Genomic DNA, 18,569 nt, shown 5'->3' with positions numbered 1-18,569 from the left:
TCCGTCAGAACGCCGCCACGGCGTGCGGGTCGGCGCCGGAGGTGCCCGCGTTCGCACCGAATTTGGCGGCCGCGGCGAAGCCGAGCTCCAGGTCGGCCAGGATGTCGTCGATTCCCTCGATGCCGACCGCCAGCCGCACCAGCCCCGGGCTGACCCCGGTGCTCAGCTGCTCGGCCGGGGACAGCTGGGCGTGCGTGGTCGAGGCCGGGTGAATGACCAGCGAGCGGACGTCGCCGATGTTGGCGACGTGGCTGTGCAGCTTCAGCGCGTTCACGAACGCCTTGCCGGCCTCCACCCCGCCGGCCAACTCGAACGACAGCACCGCCCCGGTTCCCTTGGGCGCCAGCTTCTTTGCCCGCTCGTGCCACGGCGAGCCGGGCAGTCCCGCGTAGTTCACCGACAGCACGCCGTCATGAGAGGCCAGGAACTCGGCCACCCGCTGCGCGTTGGCGACGTGCCGCTCCATGCGCAGGCTCAGCGTCTCGATGCCCTGGGCGACCAGGAACGCGTTGAACGGCGCCGCGGCCGAACCGAGGTCGCGCAGCAACTGCACGCGGGCCTTGAGCGCGTACGCCGGCGGGCCCAGCTCCGCGAACACCACGCCGTGGTAGCTCGGGTCGGGGGTGGTGAAGCCCGGGAACCGGCCCTGCGTCCAGTCGAAGGTGCCGCCGTCGACGATCACGCCGGCGATCGCCGAGCCGTGACCGCCGAGGTACTTGGTGGCCGAGTGCACCACGATGTCGGCGCCGTGCGCGAACGGCTGGATCAGGTACGGCGTGGCGATGGTGTTGTCGACGATCAGCGGCACGCCGTTGGCGTGGGCGACGCCCGAGACGCCGGGGATGTCCAGGATGTCGATCTGCGGGTTGGAGATGGTCTCGGCGAAGAACGCCTTGGTGTTCGGCCGGACCGCGGCCTGCCAGGAATCCAGGTCGTCGGGATCCTCCACGAAGCTGACCTCGATACCGAGCTTGGCCAGCGAATAGTGGAACAGGTTGTAGGTGCCGCCGTAGAGCCGCGGGCTGGAGACGATGTGATCTCCGGCACTTGCCAGGTTCAATATGGCGAAAGTCTCAGCGGCCTGCCCGGAGCTCAGAAACAGCGCCGCCACCCCGCCCTCCAGCGCGGCGATGCGCTGCTCGACGACGTCGGTGGTCGGGTTGCCGATCCGGGTGTAGATGTTGCCCGGCACCTCCAGCCCGAACAGGGCGGCGGCGTGGGTGGTGTCGTCGAAGGTGTACGACGTGGTCTGGTAGATCGGCAGGGCCCGGGCGTTGGTGGCCGAGTCGGGGTGCTGGCCGGCGTGCACCTGCTTGGTCTCGAACGACCAGTGCGCGCTGGGGTCGGTGTCGTGATCGGTGTTCTCGGAGCTCACGGGGGTGCTTTCTCTCGGTCGGAAGAAGTCGGTCGGAAGAAGTCGGAAGAAGAATCCGGCGGGCAGCCGTCAGCAGCGACGCACGCGCGGGCGCGATCGAGCTTGCCGATGAACCGAGTGAATGCGCATCACGTTTCCCTGTCTGCTCAGGGGCCCGTCATGGCGGACCCGCGCTTGCCGGATAGCCGGTTGTGGTGGCTACTCAACCTGGTCATCACCCGGGGCACCCCACCGCGGTTGGAGGGTTGCCGGCCAGCAAGCCGGGGCTTGATGCTGGCGCTCATGACCGATACAAAGACTATCTTACTGTGCCGACCCGGTGCCAACTCCCCGGTGACGACCCGGCGGTGAGCCGGCGGTGAAGCGGGCAGACGCGCCCCGACACCTGTCCAAACACCCTTGATAACGTGGCAGATAGATTGCTGAGCCCCACAATGCGAACCCATCATTGACGCCGGGAGAGGGACCGTGAGCGCCGAGAAGCCGACCGTCATCTACACGCTGACCGACGAGGCGCCGCTGCTGGCGACCTACGCGTTCCTGCCGATCGTGCGGGCCTTCGCCGAACCGGCGGGCATCGAGATCAAGACCAGCGACATCTCGGTCGCGGCCCGCATCCTGGCCGAGTTCCCCGAGCACCTGACCGAAGAGCAGCGGGTGCCGGACAACCTGGCCGAGCTGGGCCGGCTGACCAAGCTGGCCGACACCAACATCATCAAGCTGCCCAACATCAGCGCCTCGGTGCCCCAGCTGATCGCCGCCGTCAAGGAGCTGCAGGGCAAGGGATACAAGATCCCCGACTTCCCGCAGAGCCCGAAGACCGACGAGGACCGCGAGATCCGCGAGCGCTACGCCAAGTGCCTGGGCAGTGCGGTCAATCCCGTTCTGCGGCAAGGCAACTCGGACCGTCGCGCACCCAAGGCGGTCAAGGAGTACGCCCGCAAGCACCCGCACCACATGGCGGAGTGGTCGCCGGCCTCGCGCACCCACGTCGCGACCATGAAGCACGGCGACTTCTACCACGGCGAGAAGTCGATGACGCTGGACCGCGCCCGCAACGTCAAGATGGAGCTGGAGACCAAGAGCGGCAAGACGATCGTGCTCAAGCCGATGGTCTCGCTGCGCACCGGCGACATCATCGACTCGATGTTCATGAGCAAGAAGGCCCTGGTCGAGTTCTACGAGCAGCAGATGCAGGACGCCTACGAGACCGGCGTGATGTTCTCGCTGCACGTCAAGGCGACCATGATGAAGGTCAGCCACCCGATCGTCTTCGGGCACGCGGTAAAGGTCTTCTACAAGGAGGCCTTCGCCAAGCATCAGGCGCTGTTCGACGAGCTCGGCGTCGACGTCAACAACGGGCTGGTCGACCTGTACAGCAAGATCGAGTCGCTGCCGGCGTCGCTGCACGACGAGATCATCCGCGACCTGCACGCCTGCCACGAGCACCGGCCCGAGCTGGCCATGGTCGATTCGGCCAAGGGCATCACCAACTTTCACTCGCCCAGCGACGTGATCGTGGACGCGTCCATGCCGGCGATGATCCGCGCCGGCGGCAAGATGTACGGCGCCGACGGGCGGCAGAAGGACACCAAGGCCGTCAACCCCGAGTCCACCTTTTCCCGGATCTACCAGGAGATCATCAACTTCTGCAAAACCCACGGCGCGTTCGACCCGGCGACCATGGGCACGGTGCCCAATGTCGGGCTGATGGCGCAGCAGGCCGAGGAATACGGTTCGCACGACAAGACATTCGAGATCCCCGAGGACGGCGTCGCCAACATCGTCGACCTGGACACGGGGGAGGTCCTGCTGACCCAGAACGTCGAGACCGGCGACATCTGGCGGATGCCGATCGTGCGCGACGAACCGATCCGGGACTGGGTCAAGCTGGCCGTCACCCGGGCCCGCAACTCGGGGATGACGGCGGTGTTCTGGCTGGACACCGAACGCCCGCACGAGGTCGAGCTGTGCAAGAAGGTCAAGGAATACCTCAAGGAGCACGACACCGAGGGCCTGCACATCCAGATCATGCCGCAGGTGTGGGCCATGCGGTACACCCTGGAACGGGCCATGCGCGGCCAGGACACCATCGCCGTCACCGGAAACATCCTGCGCGACTACCTCACCGACCTGTTCCCCATCCTGGAGCTGGGCACCAGCGCCAAGATGCTGTCCATCGTGCCGTTGATGTCCGGCGGCGGCATGTATGAGACCGGAGCCGGCGGGTCGGCGCCCAAGCATGTGCACCAGCTCGTCGAGGAGAACCATCTGCGCTGGGACTCCCTCGGTGAATTCCTGGCTCTGGGAGCGTGTTTCGAAGACATCGGCATCAAGACCGGTAACCAGCGGGCCAAGCTGCTGGGCAAGACGCTGGATGCCGCCATCGGAAAGCTGTTGGAGAACAACAAGAGTCCGTCGCGCAAGACCGGAGAGCTCGACAACCGGGGCAGCCAGTTCTACCTGGCGCTGTACTGGGCCCAAGAGCTCGCCGCGCAAAACGACGACGACGAGCTGCGCCGGCATTTCGCCGCGCTGGCCGAGTCGTTAGGCGAAAACGAGCAGCGGATCGTCGAGGAGCTCGCCGAGGTGCAGGGCCGGCCGGTCGACATCGGCGGCTACTACCAGCCCGACAGCGAGAAGACCACCGCCGTGATGCGGCCGAGCAAGACGTTCAACGAGGCGCTGGCCGCGTCGCAGCGCTGACATGTCCAAGCCCGCCAACACGTCCAAGATCAAGGTCAAGGGCCGCGTCGTCGAGCTCGACGGTGACGAGATGACCCGGGTCATCTGGAAGATGATCAAGGAGAACTTGATCCTTCCCTACCTCGACATCGACCTGGACTACTACGACCTGGGCATCGAGCACCGCGACCGCACCGACGACCAGGTGACGATCGACGCGGCGTATGCCATCAAGAAGCACGGCGTGGGCGTCAAGTGCGCGACGATCACCCCCGACGAGGCGAGGGTCCGGGAGTTCAACCTCAAGAGGATGTGGCTGTCCCCGAACGGGACGATCCGGAACATCTTGGGCGGCACCATCTTCCGCGAGCCGATCGTGATATCCAATGTGCCGCGGCTGGTTCCGGGCTGGAGCAAGCCGATCGTCATCGGCCGCCACGCATTCGGCGACCAGTACCGGTCGACCAACTTCAAGGTGGACAAGCCGGGCACCGTCGCGATCACCTTCACTCCCGCCGACGGCAGCGAGCCGATCGTGCACGAGATGGTGTCCATCCCCGAGGACGGCGGGGTGGTGATGGGGATGTACAACTTCCGGGAGTCGATCCGCGACTTCGCCCGCGCGTCGTTCAAGTACGGCCTGAACGCCAAATGGCCGGTGTACCTGTCGACCAAGAACACCATCCTCAAGGCCTACGACGGCATGTTCAAGGACGAGTTCCAGCGCATCTACGACGAGGAATTCAAGGAGCAGTTCGAAGCGGAGGGGCTGACCTACGAACACCGGCTGATCGACGACATGGTGGCGGCCTGCCTCAAATGGGAGGGCGGCTACGTGTGGGCTTGCAAGAACTACGACGGCGACGTCCAATCCGACGCGATAGCACAGGGTTACGGCTCGCTGGGGCTGATGACCTCGGTGCTGATGACCGCCGACGGCAAAACGGTCGAGGCCGAGGCCGCGCACGGCACCGTCACCCGGCACTTCCGTCAGTACCAGGCCGGCAAGCCGACCTCGACCAACCCGATCGCCTCGATCTTCGCCTGGACGCGCGGGCTGGCGCACCGCGGCAAGCTGGACGACACCCCCGAGGTGATCGAGTTCGCGCAGACCCTGGAACGCGTCGTCGTCTCCACCGTGGAGAGCGGCAAGATGACCAAGGACCTCGCCATCCTGATCGGCCCCGACCAAAAGTGGCAGCAGAGCGAGGAATTCCTCAACTCGATCGCCGAGAACCTGCGGCGGGAGCTGACTAACTAGCGGGGGGCTGCTGGCGTTGGGAGCGGGCCACGCAGTCGTCGATGAAGTCGGTGAGCACCGTTGTGACCCGCTCGGGCGCCTCGAACATCGGCACGTGTCCGACGCCGTCGAGCCTGGTGATCCTCGTCTCCGGCGGCAGGTGGTCGGTGAAGTGCCGGCTGAACCTGCTGGGTGGCACCACCCGGTCCTTCTCGCACAGCACCAGTTGCACCGGCACCGCGGTCTGCGCCAGCTCCAGCAGCCCGGGCTGCAGCAGCGACTTGACCAGCAGCTGGAAATAGGCCGGGCAGTGCGCGGCGTCCTCGACGACGCCGGACAGCTGGCGCTCGCTGACCCCGCTGGGCGTGGCGCTCAGCGGCAGCGTCGCCAGCCGCCGGCTCAGCGGCAACTGCAGGATGCGTTGGCCGAGCAGCCGGGCCAGCAACAGCAGCGGCATGCCCCCGATGAACTTGCCGATCACCTCGAACTTGACCGGGCTCCAGCGGGTCCAGCCGCCGGCGGCGCCGATGCCGGTGACGCTGGCGCCCGGCCGCGCCGCTCGAGTTCGAAGGCCACCCAGCCGCCCAGCGAGTTGCCCACCAGATGGGCGCTGTCCCAGCCGAGCCGGTCGAGCTGACGTTCGACGTGGTCGGCCAGCACCGACGAGCTGAGCAGCCAGGTGCCCGCGTACGGTCCGCCGTTGTGGCCGGCCATGGTCGGGGCGAAGACCTCGTAGCGGCCGGTGTCGGCCAGCCGCGGCGCCACCGGATCCCACACCGTCTGCGACATCAGGAACCCGTGCAGCAGCACGACCGGCTCCCCGGAACCATCCTTGGGGCCGAGGTGGATGGGCGCACGAGTCGTCATACCGCGACATTAAATACGGTACCGCCGGTACCGCAAGTTCGGCGGGCGGCGCGGGCACCGGTCCGTGCGGGCCGCGGCACGGCGCGGGAGACGAGGCGTGAAAAGATCGGTGCATCATGAGCACCGCCACCGGATCCCGCCGGATTTTCTCCGGCGTCCAGCCCACGTCCGATTCGCTGCACCTGGGCAACGCGTTGGGCGCCATCTCGCAGTGGGTGACCCTGCAGGACGACTGGGGCGACGATTGGGACGCGTTCTTCTGCGTGGTCGACCTGCACGCCATCACCATCGCCCAGGACCCCGCGGCGCTGCGCCGGCGGACCCTGGTCACCGCCGCCCAGTACCTGGCGCTGGGCATCGATCCGGCCCGCAGCACCGTGTTCGTGCAAAGCCACGTGCCCGCCCACACCCAGCTGGCCTGGGTGCTGGGCTGCTTCACCGGCTTCGGCCAGGCCTCGCGGATGACGCAGTTCAAGGACAAGTCGCTGCGCCAGGGCGCGGACTCCACCACGGTGGGCCTGTTCACCTATCCGGTGCTGCAGGCCGCCGACGTGCTGGCCTACGACACCGGCCTGGTGCCCGTCGGCGAGGACCAGCGCCAGCACCTGGAGTTGGCGCGCGACGTGGCGCAGCGGTTCAACGCCCGCTTCCCGGACACGTTCGTGGTGCCGGAGATGCTCATCCCCAAGGTCACCGCCAAGATCTACGACTTGGCCGACCCGACGTCGAAGATGAGCAAGTCGGCGTCCACCGATGCCGGGCTGGTCAACCTGCTCGACGATCCGGCGTTGTCCGCCAAGAAGATTCGCTCCGCGGTCACCGACAGCGAGCGGGAGATCCGATTCGACACCGACGCCAAGCCGGGCGTGTCCAACCTGCTGAGCATCCAGTCCGCGGTCAGCGGGGTCGACATCGACAAGCTCGTGCAGGGCTACGCCGGAAGGGGTTACGGCGATCTGAAGAAGGACACCGCGGACGCGGTGGTCGAGTTCGTCACCCCGATCAAGGCCCGCGTCGACGAATTGATGGCCGACCCGGCCGAATTGGAGGCCGTTCTGGCGGCCGGGGCGCAACGGGCCCAGGATGTCGCCGGGAAAACCGTCGAACGGGTTTACGATCGGCTTGGGTTCCTTCCGCGACGGGGGTAAGAAGTTCCACGATGAGCGAGCCGGCCGAGGCGGGGTTTCTTGATCGGCTGCGGGCCCGGCACGGCTGGCTGGATCACCTCATCCGCGCCTACCAGCGATTCGACGACCGCAACGGCGGCTTCTTCGCGGCGGGCCTGACGTATTACACGATCTTCGCGTTGTTTCCGTTGCTGATGGTCGGTTTCGCGGTGTTCGGTTTCGTGCTGGCGCGGCGGCCGCAACTGCTCAGCAGCATCGACGACCACATCCGCTCGCAAGTGAACGGGGCGCTGGGAAATCAGCTGCAGGAGTTGATGAACTCGGCGATCGATGCCCGGACGTCGGTCGGGGTGATCGGCCTGGCCACCGCGGTGTGGGCGGGGCTGGGCTGGATATCGCATCTGCGCCAGGCGTTGACCGAGATGTGGTGGGACACCCAGATCGAGTCGCCGGGCTTCGTGCGCAACAAGCTCTCCGACCTGCTGGCCATGGTGGGGACGTTCGCGGTGATCGTGGCCACCGTCGGGCTGACCACCGTCGGCCACGCCGCGCCCATGGCCGCGCTGCTGAAATGGCTTGGCATACCGCAGTTCGTGGTCTTCGACTGGTTGTTCTGGATCTTCTCCATCCTGATCGCGACGCTGGTGTCGTGGCTGCTGTTCACCTGGATGATCGCCCGGCTGCCGCGGGAGAAGGTCAGTTTCGTGGATTCGATGCGGGCCGGGCTGATCGCGGCGATCGGCTTCGAGGTGTTCAAACAGGTCGCGTCGATCTATCTGCGGACGGTGCTGCGCAGCCCGGCCGGCGCCGCCTTCGGGCCGGTGCTCGGGTTGATGGTATTCGCTTACATCACAGCCTATCTCGTGCTGTTCTGCACGGCATGGGCGGCGACCGCGTCCACCGATCCGCGTGATCGGCCCGTCGCCCCTCCGGCGCCGGCAATCATCGCGCCGCGGGTGCACCTGGACGAGGGGCTGAACACCCGCCAGACGCTGACCGCGATGGGCCTGGGGGCCGTTGCGGCGCTGGCGTTCGCCCGGCTCACCCGCCGGCGCCGCTAGCCGAGCAGCTTCAGGCCCGCGACGCAGGCCACGATCCCGGCGATCAGCACCAGCTTGACCGGCGACGCCGGTTCGTCGCCGACCAGCGCCGCATAGGTCACCGTGAGCGCGGCGCCGACGCCCACCCAGACCGCGTAGCTGGTGCCGACCGGCAGGCTGCGCATCGCGACCGCCAGCCCGGTCATCGAAAATGCCAGCGCCACAAAGAAAACCAGCGACGGGCCGAGCCGGGAGAAACCCTCGGACCGGCTCAGCGCGGTCGCCCACACCGCTTCCAGCACCCCCGAGGCGATCAGGATCAGCCAGGCCATTGCGCACCTCCACGGCGCCGTCTTGTCGCTGGCCGGGTACGGGGCCCCTCGTCCGGTGTCAGTTGTTGACGGCACCGATGTTAACAAGATCGCTACGGGTCGGCCAGCCAGTCGCCGCGGACCATGACGGCCCTAACTCGCCAATCATCGTCCAGCACAACGAGGTTGGCCTCATGGCCGGCCCGCAAGCTGCCCACCCGATCGAGCCCCAGCGCGCGCGCCGGCGTCGTCGACGTCATCTGCACCGCGGCCGCCAGCGCGGCGTCGCGGTCGGTGCCTGACCCGGCCACGGTGCGAAAGAGCCGGTCCATGGTGGCGGTGCTGCCCGCGATCGTCGTCGTCCCGTGCACCCGCGCGACGCCGGCGACGACGTCGATGTGCACCGGGCCGAGCCGGAACGCGCCGTCGGGGCGGCCGGCGGCCGCGAGCGCATCGGTGACCAGCGCGACCCGCTCCGGCCCGGCCGCGTCGATCACCGCGTGCACCACGTCGGGATGCACGTGCACGCCGTCGGCGATCAGCTCGACGGTGACCCGCGGGTCGCGCAGCAGGGCCAGCGCGGGGCCGGGCTCGCGGTGATGCAGCGGCGGCATCGCGTTGAACAGATGCGTGCCGACGGTGGCGCCCAGCGCGATGGCGTGCCGGGTCTGCCGGTAGTCGGCATTCGTATGCCCAACTGCCACAACGACTCCCGCGTCCACGAAACGCCGGATCGCCGCGTCGGCCCCGGGCAGCTCGGGCGCCAGGGTGACCATCCTGATCGCGCCCCCGCCGGCCGAGAGCACCGCGTCGATCTTCTGCGGGTCGGGGTCGCGCATCCGGCGGGCGTCGTGGGCGCCGCAGCGGGCGCGGCTCAACCACGGGCCCTCCAGGTGGATGCCCGCGACCGTGCGATCCCGGGTGGCCTCGGCGAGCGCGCGCACCCCGCCCAGCAGCTCGGCCGGCGAGCCGGTCACCAGGCTGGCCATCGTGGTGGTGGTGCCGTGCCGCAGATGGAAGGCGGCGGCCTTCGCGATGCCGTCGGGGTCGGTGTAGGAGGCGCCGCCGCCGCCGTGCACGTGCATGTCGACGAAGCCGGGCACCGCCGTGCCGTCGGGGAACTCGCGGTCGGCCGGGCGCGGCGGCGGGCCGGTGCCGCACGCCGCGATGTGCCCGCCGGACGTCTCGACCCAGCCCGGGCGGTGGACCCGCCCGGATGCCACCATCGTCCCCGCGGCGATCAGTCCCACCGGCCGCCGTTCTCCCAAAAGTGCCGGATGTCCTCCAGCTGGCGGCCCTTGGTCTCCGGCGCATACCGGTGGACGAACGCGAACGCGACCACCGCGAGCACCGCGAACACCGCGAAAGTGCCTGCGCCGCCCAAGGAATGCAGCAACGTCAGGAACACCGCGGCGACGATGGCGTTGGCCACCAGGTTGGAGGTCAGCATGGTGCTCGACCCGATGGACCGCAGCCGCGACGGGAAGCTCTCGCTGGCGTACACCCAGCCCAGGGAGCCGAAACCCATGGTGTAGCCGAAGATGAACAGCAGCACCCCGGCGAACCCGGCGATCACGCCGCCCGGGCCGCGGCCGAACACGGCCACCAGCACCACGTCGGCCACGATCATCATGGCGGTGCCGCACAACAGGATTGGCCGCCGGCCCACCCGGTCGACCAGCAGCAGCGCGGTGCCCACCGCAACCAGGCCGGCGACCTGCACCAGCGCCGGCAACGCCAGCAGCGCGAAATTGCCGGTGAAGCCCATCGCCTCGAAGATCCGCGGGCTGTAGTAGATGATCGCGTTGATGCCGGTGATCTGAATCAGAAACCCCAGCACCACCACGAAGACGGTGGCGCGCCGGTAGGGACTGCGCACCATCTCGGCCAGCATGGCCGGCAGGCTCGCGGCTTCCTCGCTCACCGCGCGGCCGATCTCGGCCAGCTCGTCGTCCACCCGCGCGGCGGGTTCCACCCGCAGCAGCGCCCGCCGCGCGTCGTCGACCCGGCCCTTGAGCAGATACCAGCGCGCCGTGTCGGGCATCCGAAACACCAACGGCAGCAACAACACTGCGGGAACACAGGCCAACCCCAGCATCCAGCGCCAGCTGTGCGTGCCGGCCAGCAGATACCCGCTCAGGTAGCCGACGATCAGGCCGCTGACGATCGCCAGCTGATAGGCCGTCAGCAGCGCGCCGCGCACCGCCGTCGGGGCCGACTCGGCCACGTACACCGGCACCACCACCACGGTCACGCCGATGGTCAGGCCCAGCAGCAGCCGCGCCGTCAACAGCATCGGCAGACCCACCGAGAACGCGGCCAGCAGCGCGAAAACCGCGTAGCCGGACAGGATCAGCAGCACCGACCGTCGGCGCCCGATCGCGTTGGCGAGCACCCCGGCGAAAAGCGCCCCACCGATCTGGCCGATCACCGCCATCGTCGTCAGCAGTTCCTGTTGCCGGGTGGACAGGCCGAAGTCCTCGGTGACGAACAACTGCGCGCCGGCGATGATGGACAGGTCGTAACCGTAGATGACGCCCACGCTGGCGGCGGTCAGCCCGACCAGCAGGCCGCGCCGCGATCCGCGTGCCACGGTGCTCAGCGGTGCTGGGGTCGGCGGTTCATCGAGCGGGCCATCATGATCAGTGTGAACACCACGATGGTGCCGATCACCGCCACCCCCACCCGGACCGGCAGCGCGTCCGCCGAGGAGATCATCCCGGCGGCCGCGGTGTTGCCGGCCAGCCGGTCGGCGGCGCCGTCGCGCTTGGCCGGCGCCAGCGACGGGTCGGGCGCGATCAGCGAGCCGACCTGGGTGCCCTGCGGCGTGGCGAACCCGTAGTCCAGCAGGTGCGCGGCCTGCTCCCAGGGCGCGATCGGCTGCCGCGTCCCGTGCAGCAGCACCGCCACCAGCCGTCGCCCGTCGTGATTGGCCGCGCCCACGAACGTCTGGCCGGCGTCGTCGGTGTAGCCGGTCTTGCCGCCCAGTGCGCCCGGATACTTGTAGAGCAGCTGGTTGTCGTTCTCCAGCTCGTAGCCCGGGTGGTCGCCGTGGCCGGGGAAGTCGAAGGTGCGGGTCGCGACGATGTCCGCGAAGGTCGGGTTCTGCCAGGCGTAGCGGTAGAACAGCCCGATGTCGTAGGCCGAGGTGCTCATGCCCGGCGCGTCCAGACCCGACGGTGTGGCCACCCGGGTGTCCTGCCCGCCCAGCTTGGCTGCCAGCACGTTGATCTTCTCCAGCGCCTGCTGCATGCCGCCCAGCTGCATGGCCAGCGCGTGCGCGGCGTCGTTGCCGGAGTGCATCAGCAGCCCGTGCAGCAGCTGGTTGACGGTGAACACTCCGCCCTCCTCGACGCCCACCTTGGTGCCCTCGGCGGCCGCGTCGTCGGCGGTGCCGGGCACCGCCTTGTTCAGGTTGAGCGTGTTGATGGCGGCCATCGCGACCAGCACCTTGATGATGCTGGCCGGGCGGTGCCGGCCGTGCGGGTCCTTGGCGGCGATGACCGCGCCGCTGTCCAGGTCGGCCACCAGCCACGCCTCGGCGGACACGTCGCCGGGCAGCGGCGGCGTGTTGGGTGCGGCGACGATGCCGCAGCTGCCCAGGGCGTCGCCGCCGACCGGCTTGGCGGGCACCGCCAGCGGCATCGGCGGGTCACCGGCGGTGGGGACCTCCGACGAATCCACGGCCGGCGGGGTGTTCACCTTGTACGGGCAGTTCGTCGGCGCGGCATTGGGTTCGGCGCCGGGCTCGGCCCGTCCCAGCGGCGACGCCGTGCCCGAAACCGCCGGCGCGGCCGCCAGGAAAAGCGCCGCTGCCAGGCATGATGCGGAACGTACCAGGGCCCCTGAAGTTGACATCGTCTGTGCACAGTAAGCGATCGGGGGCCCGAATCCGGGGAGCCGCGCTGTGACTGTTGAGGCGGAAGTTACTCAGCGGCCGCGGCGGGCGCGGGTTAGGCTGGGCGCGCGGCGAGTCCGAAGCCGATCGGCCGCCCCGAATCCCGAGGGATGTGCCATTTCCAACGAGCGGTTCTGGTCCCGATGGCGGCGCGGCGGCGACGGCCCGCGATCGTTGGAACAGCTGCTCAAGCAGGTGGAGAAGGGAACCCAGGTGCGCGGCCCCGGCCAGGACCGGATGCTCACCGAGCTGAAGGTGCACCGCGACGCCGCCCCCGAGGGCGACCTGCGCTCCGCACTCACCTGGCTGTGCAACGCGCAATCGCGGATCGCGAACAGCCCGTCGGCGGCGCATTCCCGCGAGGTGCTGTTGGCCGCCTACGAGGTCAAGCGGGTGCTGGCTACAGCCGGCGGCACTCGTCGCTGAGCACGCCGCGCAGCGCCGCCTCGATGGTGTCGAACTCGGCCTGACCGCTGATCAGCGGCGGCGCCAGCTGGATGACGGAATCGCCGCGATCGTCGGTGCGGCAATACAATCCGGCCTCGAACAGCGCGGCACCGACCCGTCCCAGCAGCGCGCGGCGTTCGGAATCGGTGAAGGTCTGCTTGGTGGCCCGATCCTTGACCAGTTCCACGCCGTAGAAGAAGCCCTCGCCGCGGACGTCGCCGACGATGGGCAGGTCGTACAGCTTTTCCAGGGTGGCGCGGAATGTCGGCGCCAGGGTCCTGACCCGGTCGTTGAGCCCCTCGCGCTCGAAGATGTCGAGGTTGACCAGCCCGACCGCCGCCGAAACCGGGTGGCCGCCAAAGGTATAGCCGTGCGGGAACATGGTGTCGCCGTCGGCGAACGGCTCGAACAACCTCTCGCTGGCGATCATCGCGCCGATCGGCGAGTAGCCCGACGTCATGCCCTTGGCGCAGGTGATCATGTCGGGCACATAGCCGAAGTCGGCACAGGCGAACATCGAGCCGATCCGGCCGAACGCGCAGATCACCTCGTCGGAGACCAGCAGCACGTCGTAGCGGTCGCAGATTTCGCGGACCCGCTCGAAATAGCCTGGGGGCGGCGGGATGCTGCCGCCCGCGTTCTGCACCGGTTCGACGAACACCGCGGCCACGGTGTCGGGGCCCTCGAACTCGATCGCCTCGGCGATCCGGTCCGCCGCCCACAGCCCAAAACCCTTGGGGTCGTTGGCGAATGCTTCGGGTGCCCGGTAGAAGTTCGTGTTGGGCACCCGGAACCCGCCGGGCGTCACCGGCTCGAACGGCGCCTTGTAGCGCGGCAGGCCGGTGATCGCCAGCGCGCCCTGGGTGGTGCCGTGGTAGGCGACCGCGCGCGAAATCACTTTGTGCTTACCGGGTTTGCCGGTGAGCTTGAAGTACTGCTTGGCCAGCTTCCACGCCGTCTCGACGGCCTCGGTGCCTCCGGTGGTGAAGAACACCCGGTTCAAATCGCCCGGGGCGTAGCCGGCCAGCCGCTCGGCGAGCTCGATCGCGGGCGGCGTGGCGTACCCCCACAGCGGGAAGAACGCCAGCGTGCCCGCCTGCCGGGCGGCGGCCTCGGCGAGTTCGGCGCGGCCGTGGCCGACCTGCACGGTGAACAGCCCGGACAGGCCGTCGAGGTAGCTGTTGCCGCGGTCGTCGTAGATGGTGACGCCGTGGCCGCGGGTGATGATCGGCGGCGTGATACCCGGGCCGTGCCGGGCGAAGTGCAGCCAGAGGTGATCCGTCATGTCGTTGGTGAGCCTAACGCCCGGCCCGATGGCCTACGCTCGCTTCATGACCTCCGCGCAGCAGGTCAGCGAGTTCGAGTCGCTGCGGCCCCATCTCATGTCGGTCGCCTACCGGCTGACCGGTACGGTCGCCGACGCCGAGGACATCGTCCAGGACGCGTGGCTGCGCTGGCACGGGCAGGACGGCGCCATCACCGATCTACGAGCGTGGCTGACCACGGTGGTCAGCAGGCTGGGCCTGGACAGGTTGCGCTCGGCCACGCACCGCCGCGAGACCTACACCGGCAACTGGCTGCCCGAGCCGGTGGTCACCGGGTTGGGCCCGCATTCCGGCGCCGATCCGCTGGCCGCCGTGGTGGCCGGCGAGGACGCCCGGTTCGCGGCGATGGTGGTGCTGGAGCGGTTGTCGCCCGATCAGCGGGTGGCGTTCGTGCTGCACGACGGGTTCGCCGTGCCGTTCTCGGAGGTGGCCGAGGTGCTGGGCACCAGCGAGGCCGCCGCCCGGCAGCTGGCGTCGCGGGCGCGCAAGGTCGTCAGCGCGCAGCCGCCACCCGAGCCCGACCCGTCGCACGACGAGGTGGTGGGACAGCTGATGGCCGCCATGGCCGCCGGCAACCTGGAGGCCGTGGTGGCGCTGCTGCACCCCGATGTGATGTTCACCGGCGACTCGAATGGCAAGGCGCCCACCGCCGTTCAGGTCATCCACGGCGCGGACAAGGTGGTGCGGTTCATGCTCGGCCTGGCCCGCCGCTACGGCCCCGGCTTCTATTCCGCCTACCAGCTGGGGCTGGTCAACGGCGAGCTGGGCATCTACACGGCGGGCCTGCCGGGCGGTGACGGCTATCGGGAGATGTGCCCGCGGATCATGGCGATGACGGTGCGCGAGGGAAAGGTCTGCGCGCTCTGGGATATCGCCAATCCGGACAAGTTCACCGGTTCGCCGCTGGGTCGCTAGTTTCCGTGTCGCCCGTGGCCCACGGGATGCGGCACGCGTCACCGGAATTGAAGCCCTGCTCGGTGATGCCCAGCGCCGCATTCACCCGCGCCCGCATGTTCTCCAGCCCGATCTGATAGGTCAGCTCGAAGGTGCCCGCATCGCCGAACCGGGCGCGCAGATCGTCGACCTGCTCGTCGGTGACAGTGTGCGGGTCGGTGGTGATCGCGACGGCGTACGCGATGGCGGCGCGCTCGTCGTCGGTGAACGCCGGTGAGGTGGCGTAGTCGTCGATCTCGGTGAGCCGCTGGATGTCCAGGCCGTCGAGGCGCTGCAGCATGGACCCGAAGTCGACGCACCACGAGCAGCCGATCTGGCGGGCGGTCCAGTACACCGCGAGCTCGCGCACGCTGGCCGGCAGCGTCTTGGACGCCCGGTCGACCAGGGTTTCGTGCACGGCGCTGGCGACCATCAGCTTGCGGTGATGCGCGGCGACGGTGAACGGTTCGGGAACCTGGCCGTAGCGCCGCTTGGCGATCCGGTACATGGCCCGGGTCAGCAGCCCGGCGCGCTGAGGGGGCAGGGGTTCGATGCGAGTTTTCTGTGTCATACCGATCAGACGAGGCAGGCCCGCGATGTGTGACGGCGCCTGGAACCTTCTGGCCGCGGCGCGGGCGTCACGCTGGCGTGACGCCCGGCGTCGACCGCCACGCTGGCGTGACGCTCGTGGGCAGAACGTGACGCTCGCGGGCAAAACGTGACGCTCGCGGGCAGAAGGGGGCAAAAGCTCGAGCGATCAGCGGGAGAACATGATGGCGCGCTTGACCTCTTGGATGGCCTTGGTCACCTCGATGCCGCGCGGGCAGGCGTCGGTGCAGTTGAACGTGGTGCGGCAGCGCCACACCCCGTCGACCTCGTTGAGGATGTCCAGCCGCTCGGCGGCGCCCTCGTCGCGGCTGTCGAAGATGAACCGGTGCGCGTTGACGATCGCGGCCGGGCCGTAGTAGCTGCCCTCGTGCCAGAAGATCGGGCAGCTGGTGGTGCACGCCGCGCACAAGATGCACTTGGTGGTGTCGTCGTAGCGGGCCCGGTCGGCCGGACTCTGGATGCGCTCGCGGGTGGGCGGATTGCCGGTGGTGATCAGGTAGGGCTTGACCGCGCGGTAGGCGTCGAAGAACGGCTCCATGTCGACCACCAAGTCCTTTTCCACCGGCAGCCCGCGGATCGGCTCGACCGTGATGGTCAGCGGCTTGCCCGGCTTGCCCTTCTTGGGCTCGGGCAGCAGATCGCGCATCAGCACCTTGCACGCCAGCCGGTTGACGCCGTTGATGCGCATGGCGTCCGAGCCGCACACCCCGTGCGCGCAGGAACGCCGGAAGGTCAGCGTCCCGTCCAGGTAGCTCTTGATGTAGATCAGCAGGTTGAGCATCCGGTCACTGGGCAGGCACGGCACCCGAAAGCTTTGCCAGCCACCGGTTTCCGCATACGCGTCGGGCTGGTCGGGGTTGAACCGGGCGATCTTGACGGTCACCATCACCGCTTCGTCGGGAACCGGCGGCAGCGGCGGTTCCAAGGTTTCGACGTCCGGCTCGACAGACATTCAGTACTTCCGTTCCTTGGGTTCGTAGCGCGTCTGCACCACGGGCTTGAAGTCCAGCGCGATGTCGCTCAGCAGATCGGTGCCCTGCTTGTAGGCCATGGTGTGGCGCATGTAGTTGACGTCGTCCCGGTTGGGATAGTCCTCGCGGGCGTGGCCGCCGCGGGACTCCTTGCGGTTGAGCGCCCCCACCACGGTGACCTCGGCCAGCTCCAGCAGGAAGCCCAGCTCGATGGCTTCCAGCAGGTCGCTGTTAAATCGTTTTCCCTTGTCGTGGATGCGGATTCGCGAGTACCGCTCCTTGCAAGCGTGGATGTCCGTCAGCGCCTGCTTGAGCGTCTCCTCGGTGCGGAACACCGCCGCATTGTTGTCCATCGACTGCTGCAGCGTGCCGCGGATGTCGGCGACCCGCTCGTTGCCGTGCTCGGAGAGGATGTCGGCGACCCAGCGCACCACCATCGCCGCCGGGTCAGGCGGCATGTCCACGAAGTCGTGGCCCCGGGCGTAGTTGGCCGCGGCGATGCCGGCCCGGCGGCCGAACACGTTGATGTCCAGCAGCGAATTGGTGCCCAGCCGGTTGGCGCCGTGCACCGACACGCACGCGCACTCGCCGGCCGCGTACAGGCCCGGCACGGTGGAGGTGTTGTCCCGCAACACTTGTCCGGTGACCGTGGTGGGGATGCCGCCCATCACGTCGTGGCACGTCGGGTACACCGGCACCAGCTCGTGCACTGGGTCCACGCCCAGGTAAGTGCGGGCGAACTCGGTGATGTCGGGCAGCTTGGACTCCAGCACGTCCTCGCCGAGGTGGCGCACGTCGATGTAGACGTAGTCCTTGTGCGGTCCGGCGCCGCGGCCCTCCAGCACCTCCAAAACCATTGAGCGCGCGACGATGTCGCGCGGCGCCAGGTCGACGATGGTGGGGGCGTAGCGCTCCATGAACCGCTCGCCCTCGCCGTTGAGCAGCCGGCCGCCCTCGCCGCGCACCGCCTCGGAGATCAGAATCCCCAATCCGGCCAGGCCGGTCGGGTGGAACTGGTGAAACTCCATGTCCTCCAAGGGCAGTCCCTTACGGAAGACGATGCCGATGCCGTCGCCGGTCAGGGTGTGCGCGTTGGAGGTGGTCTTGTACATCCGGCCCGACCCGCCGGTGGCGAGCACGACGGCCTTGGCGTGAAAGACGTGGATGTCGCCGGTGGCCAGCTCGTAGGCCACCACGCCGCTGGCCACCGGGCCGCTGGGCGTCTGCGTCAAAACCAGGTCCAGCGCGTAGAACTCGTTGAAGAACTGCACGTCGTGCCGCACACAGTTCTGGTAGAGCGTCTGCAGGATCATGTGGCCGGTGCGGTCGGCGGCGTAACAGGCCCGGCGCACCGGGGCCTTGCCGTGGTCGCGGGTGTGGCCGCCGAAGCGGCGCTGGTCGATGCGGCCCTCGGGGGTGCGGTTGAACGGCATCCCCATCTTCTCCAGGTCGAGCACCGCGTCGATGGCTTCCTTGCACATGATCTCCACCGCGTCCTGGTCGGCGAGGTAGTCGCCGCCCTTGACGGTGTCGAAGGTGTGCCATTCCCAGTTGTCTTCCTCGACGTTGGCCAGCGCCGCGCACATGCCGCCCTGGGCCGCCCCGGTGTGGCTGCGGGTGGGGTAGAGCTTGGTCAGCACCGCGGTGCGCACCCGCGGGCCGGCTTCCACGGCCGCGCGCATCCCGGCACCGCCGGCGCCGACGATCACCACGTCGTATCGATGTTGTTGGATCATGACTC

General features: G+C 68.6%; 15 protein-coding genes, 1 pseudogene and 2 riboswitches. Of the genes and pseudogenes, 6 read left to right on the top strand and 10 right to left on the bottom strand.

Translation table 11 applies throughout. The features are described from left to right. Positions 1–4: 4 nt before the first annotated feature. The gene (locus MAA44156_RS18685) at positions 5–1,375 is read right to left on the bottom strand and encodes a bifunctional o-acetylhomoserine/o-acetylserine sulfhydrylase (protein ID WP_009978841.1); all 1,371 of its coding nucleotides are present in this window, start codon (positions 1,373–1,375) and stop codon (positions 5–7) included. Positions 1,376–1,540: 165 nt separating this feature from the next. Next, a riboswitch (SAM riboswitch) is annotated at positions 1,541–1,663 on the bottom strand. Between the two features lie 180 nt (positions 1,664–1,843). On the opposite strand from MAA44156_RS18685, the gene MAA44156_RS18680 reads away from it, so the two are divergent. Then, positions 1,844–4,081: an NADP-dependent isocitrate dehydrogenase gene (locus MAA44156_RS18680; protein WP_009978840.1), complete on the top strand. Its 2,238-nt coding sequence runs from the start codon at positions 1,844–1,846 to the stop codon at positions 4,079–4,081. A 1-nt stretch (position 4,082) separates the two neighbouring features. Further along, positions 4,083–5,321 (top strand): NADP-dependent isocitrate dehydrogenase, encoded by a 1,239-nt coding sequence (locus MAA44156_RS18675; protein WP_009978838.1) that lies wholly within the window; start codon positions 4,083–4,085, stop codon positions 5,319–5,321. Here the strand turns inward: MAA44156_RS18675 and MAA44156_RS18670 are convergent. Beyond that, a pseudogene (locus tag MAA44156_RS18670) lies at positions 5,314–6,110 on the bottom strand (alpha/beta fold hydrolase). The gene MAA44156_RS18675 and the pseudogene MAA44156_RS18670 sit on opposite strands and share 8 nt — an antisense overlap. A 173-nt stretch (positions 6,111–6,283) precedes the next feature. Between MAA44156_RS18670 and trpS the strand changes: the two are divergent. Both trpS and yhjD read left to right on the top strand, forming a co-directional pair. Then, positions 6,284–7,315 (top strand): tryptophan--tRNA ligase, encoded by a 1,032-nt coding sequence (gene trpS, locus MAA44156_RS18665; RefSeq protein WP_009978836.1) that lies wholly within the window; start codon positions 6,284–6,286, stop codon positions 7,313–7,315. 11 nt (positions 7,316–7,326) lie between these two features. Next, positions 7,327–8,355 (top strand): inner membrane protein YhjD, encoded by a 1,029-nt coding sequence (gene yhjD, locus MAA44156_RS18660; protein ID WP_009978835.1) that lies wholly within the window; start codon positions 7,327–7,329, stop codon positions 8,353–8,355. On the opposite strand, the gene MAA44156_RS18655 is transcribed toward yhjD, so the two are convergent. The 4 genes from MAA44156_RS18655 to dacB1 form a co-directional block, all read right to left on the bottom strand. After that, positions 8,352–8,666: a DMT family transporter gene (locus MAA44156_RS18655; protein ID WP_003874469.1), complete on the bottom strand. Its 315-nt coding sequence runs from the start codon at positions 8,664–8,666 to the stop codon at positions 8,352–8,354. The two genes, yhjD and MAA44156_RS18655, sit on opposite strands and share 4 nt — an antisense overlap. A gap of 11 nt (positions 8,667–8,677) precedes the next feature. Beyond that, positions 8,678–8,741: riboswitch (guanidine-III (ykkC-III) riboswitch) on the bottom strand. A 17-nt stretch (positions 8,742–8,758) separates the two neighbouring features. Continuing rightward, positions 8,759–9,871: an N-acetylglucosamine-6-phosphate deacetylase gene (gene nagA / locus MAA44156_RS18650; RefSeq protein ID WP_394818186.1), complete on the bottom strand. Its 1,113-nt coding sequence runs from the start codon at positions 9,869–9,871 to the stop codon at positions 8,759–8,761. Between the two features lie 14 nt (positions 9,872–9,885). Continuing rightward, positions 9,886–11,238, bottom strand: coding sequence for a sugar porter family MFS transporter (locus tag MAA44156_RS18645; protein ID WP_009978833.1), 1,353 nt, complete (start codon positions 11,236–11,238; stop codon positions 9,886–9,888). 5 nt (positions 11,239–11,243) lie between these two features. Further along, entirely contained in the window at positions 11,244–12,503 is a 1,260-nt protein-coding gene (gene dacB1, locus MAA44156_RS18640) for a D-alanyl-D-alanine carboxypeptidase DacB1 (RefSeq protein WP_011725994.1), read from the bottom strand. 214 nt (positions 12,504–12,717) lie between these two features. Between dacB1 and MAA44156_RS18635 the strand changes: the two genes are divergently transcribed. Beyond that, positions 12,718–12,969 carry a hypothetical protein gene (locus tag MAA44156_RS18635; RefSeq protein WP_003874473.1) on the top strand — a complete coding sequence of 84 codons (252 nt, stop codon included), beginning with the start codon at positions 12,718–12,720 and terminating at the stop codon, positions 12,967–12,969. Here MAA44156_RS18635 and MAA44156_RS18630 read toward each other — a convergent pair. Next, complete coding sequence (locus tag MAA44156_RS18630; RefSeq protein WP_009978831.1) at positions 12,944–14,275, bottom strand: aspartate aminotransferase family protein; 1,332 nt, start codon at positions 14,273–14,275, stop codon at positions 12,944–12,946. The two genes, MAA44156_RS18635 and MAA44156_RS18630, sit on opposite strands and share 26 nt — an antisense overlap. Before the next feature lie 46 nt (positions 14,276–14,321). Between MAA44156_RS18630 and MAA44156_RS18625 the strand changes: the two genes are divergently transcribed. Next, positions 14,322–15,230 (top strand): sigma-70 family RNA polymerase sigma factor, encoded by a 909-nt coding sequence (locus MAA44156_RS18625; protein WP_029248593.1) that lies wholly within the window; start codon positions 14,322–14,324, stop codon positions 15,228–15,230. Here MAA44156_RS18625 and MAA44156_RS18620 read toward each other — a convergent pair. From MAA44156_RS18620 to sdhA, 3 genes are all read right to left on the bottom strand, one after another. Further along, positions 15,205–15,819 carry a carboxymuconolactone decarboxylase family protein gene (locus tag MAA44156_RS18620; protein WP_009978828.1) on the bottom strand — a complete coding sequence of 205 codons (615 nt, stop codon included), beginning with the start codon at positions 15,817–15,819 and terminating at the stop codon, positions 15,205–15,207. The genes MAA44156_RS18625 and MAA44156_RS18620 overlap by 26 nt on opposite strands. A 186-nt stretch (positions 15,820–16,005) precedes the next feature. Next, positions 16,006–16,809: a succinate dehydrogenase iron-sulfur subunit gene (locus MAA44156_RS18615; protein ID WP_009978827.1), complete on the bottom strand. Its 804-nt coding sequence runs from the start codon at positions 16,807–16,809 to the stop codon at positions 16,006–16,008. Next, on the bottom strand, positions 16,810–18,564 hold the full coding sequence (sdhA, locus tag MAA44156_RS18610; RefSeq protein WP_029248592.1) for a succinate dehydrogenase flavoprotein subunit: 1,755 nt from the start codon (positions 18,562–18,564) through the stop codon (positions 16,810–16,812). Positions 18,565–18,569 lie beyond the last annotated feature (5 nt).

The sequence above is a fragment of the Mycobacterium avium subsp. avium genome, from assembly GCF_009741445.1.
Taxonomy (GTDB): Bacteria; Actinomycetota; Actinomycetes; order Mycobacteriales; family Mycobacteriaceae; genus Mycobacterium; species Mycobacterium avium.
Note: the sequence above shows the minus strand (reverse complement) of the source record. Positions and strands in the feature narration are given on the sequence as shown.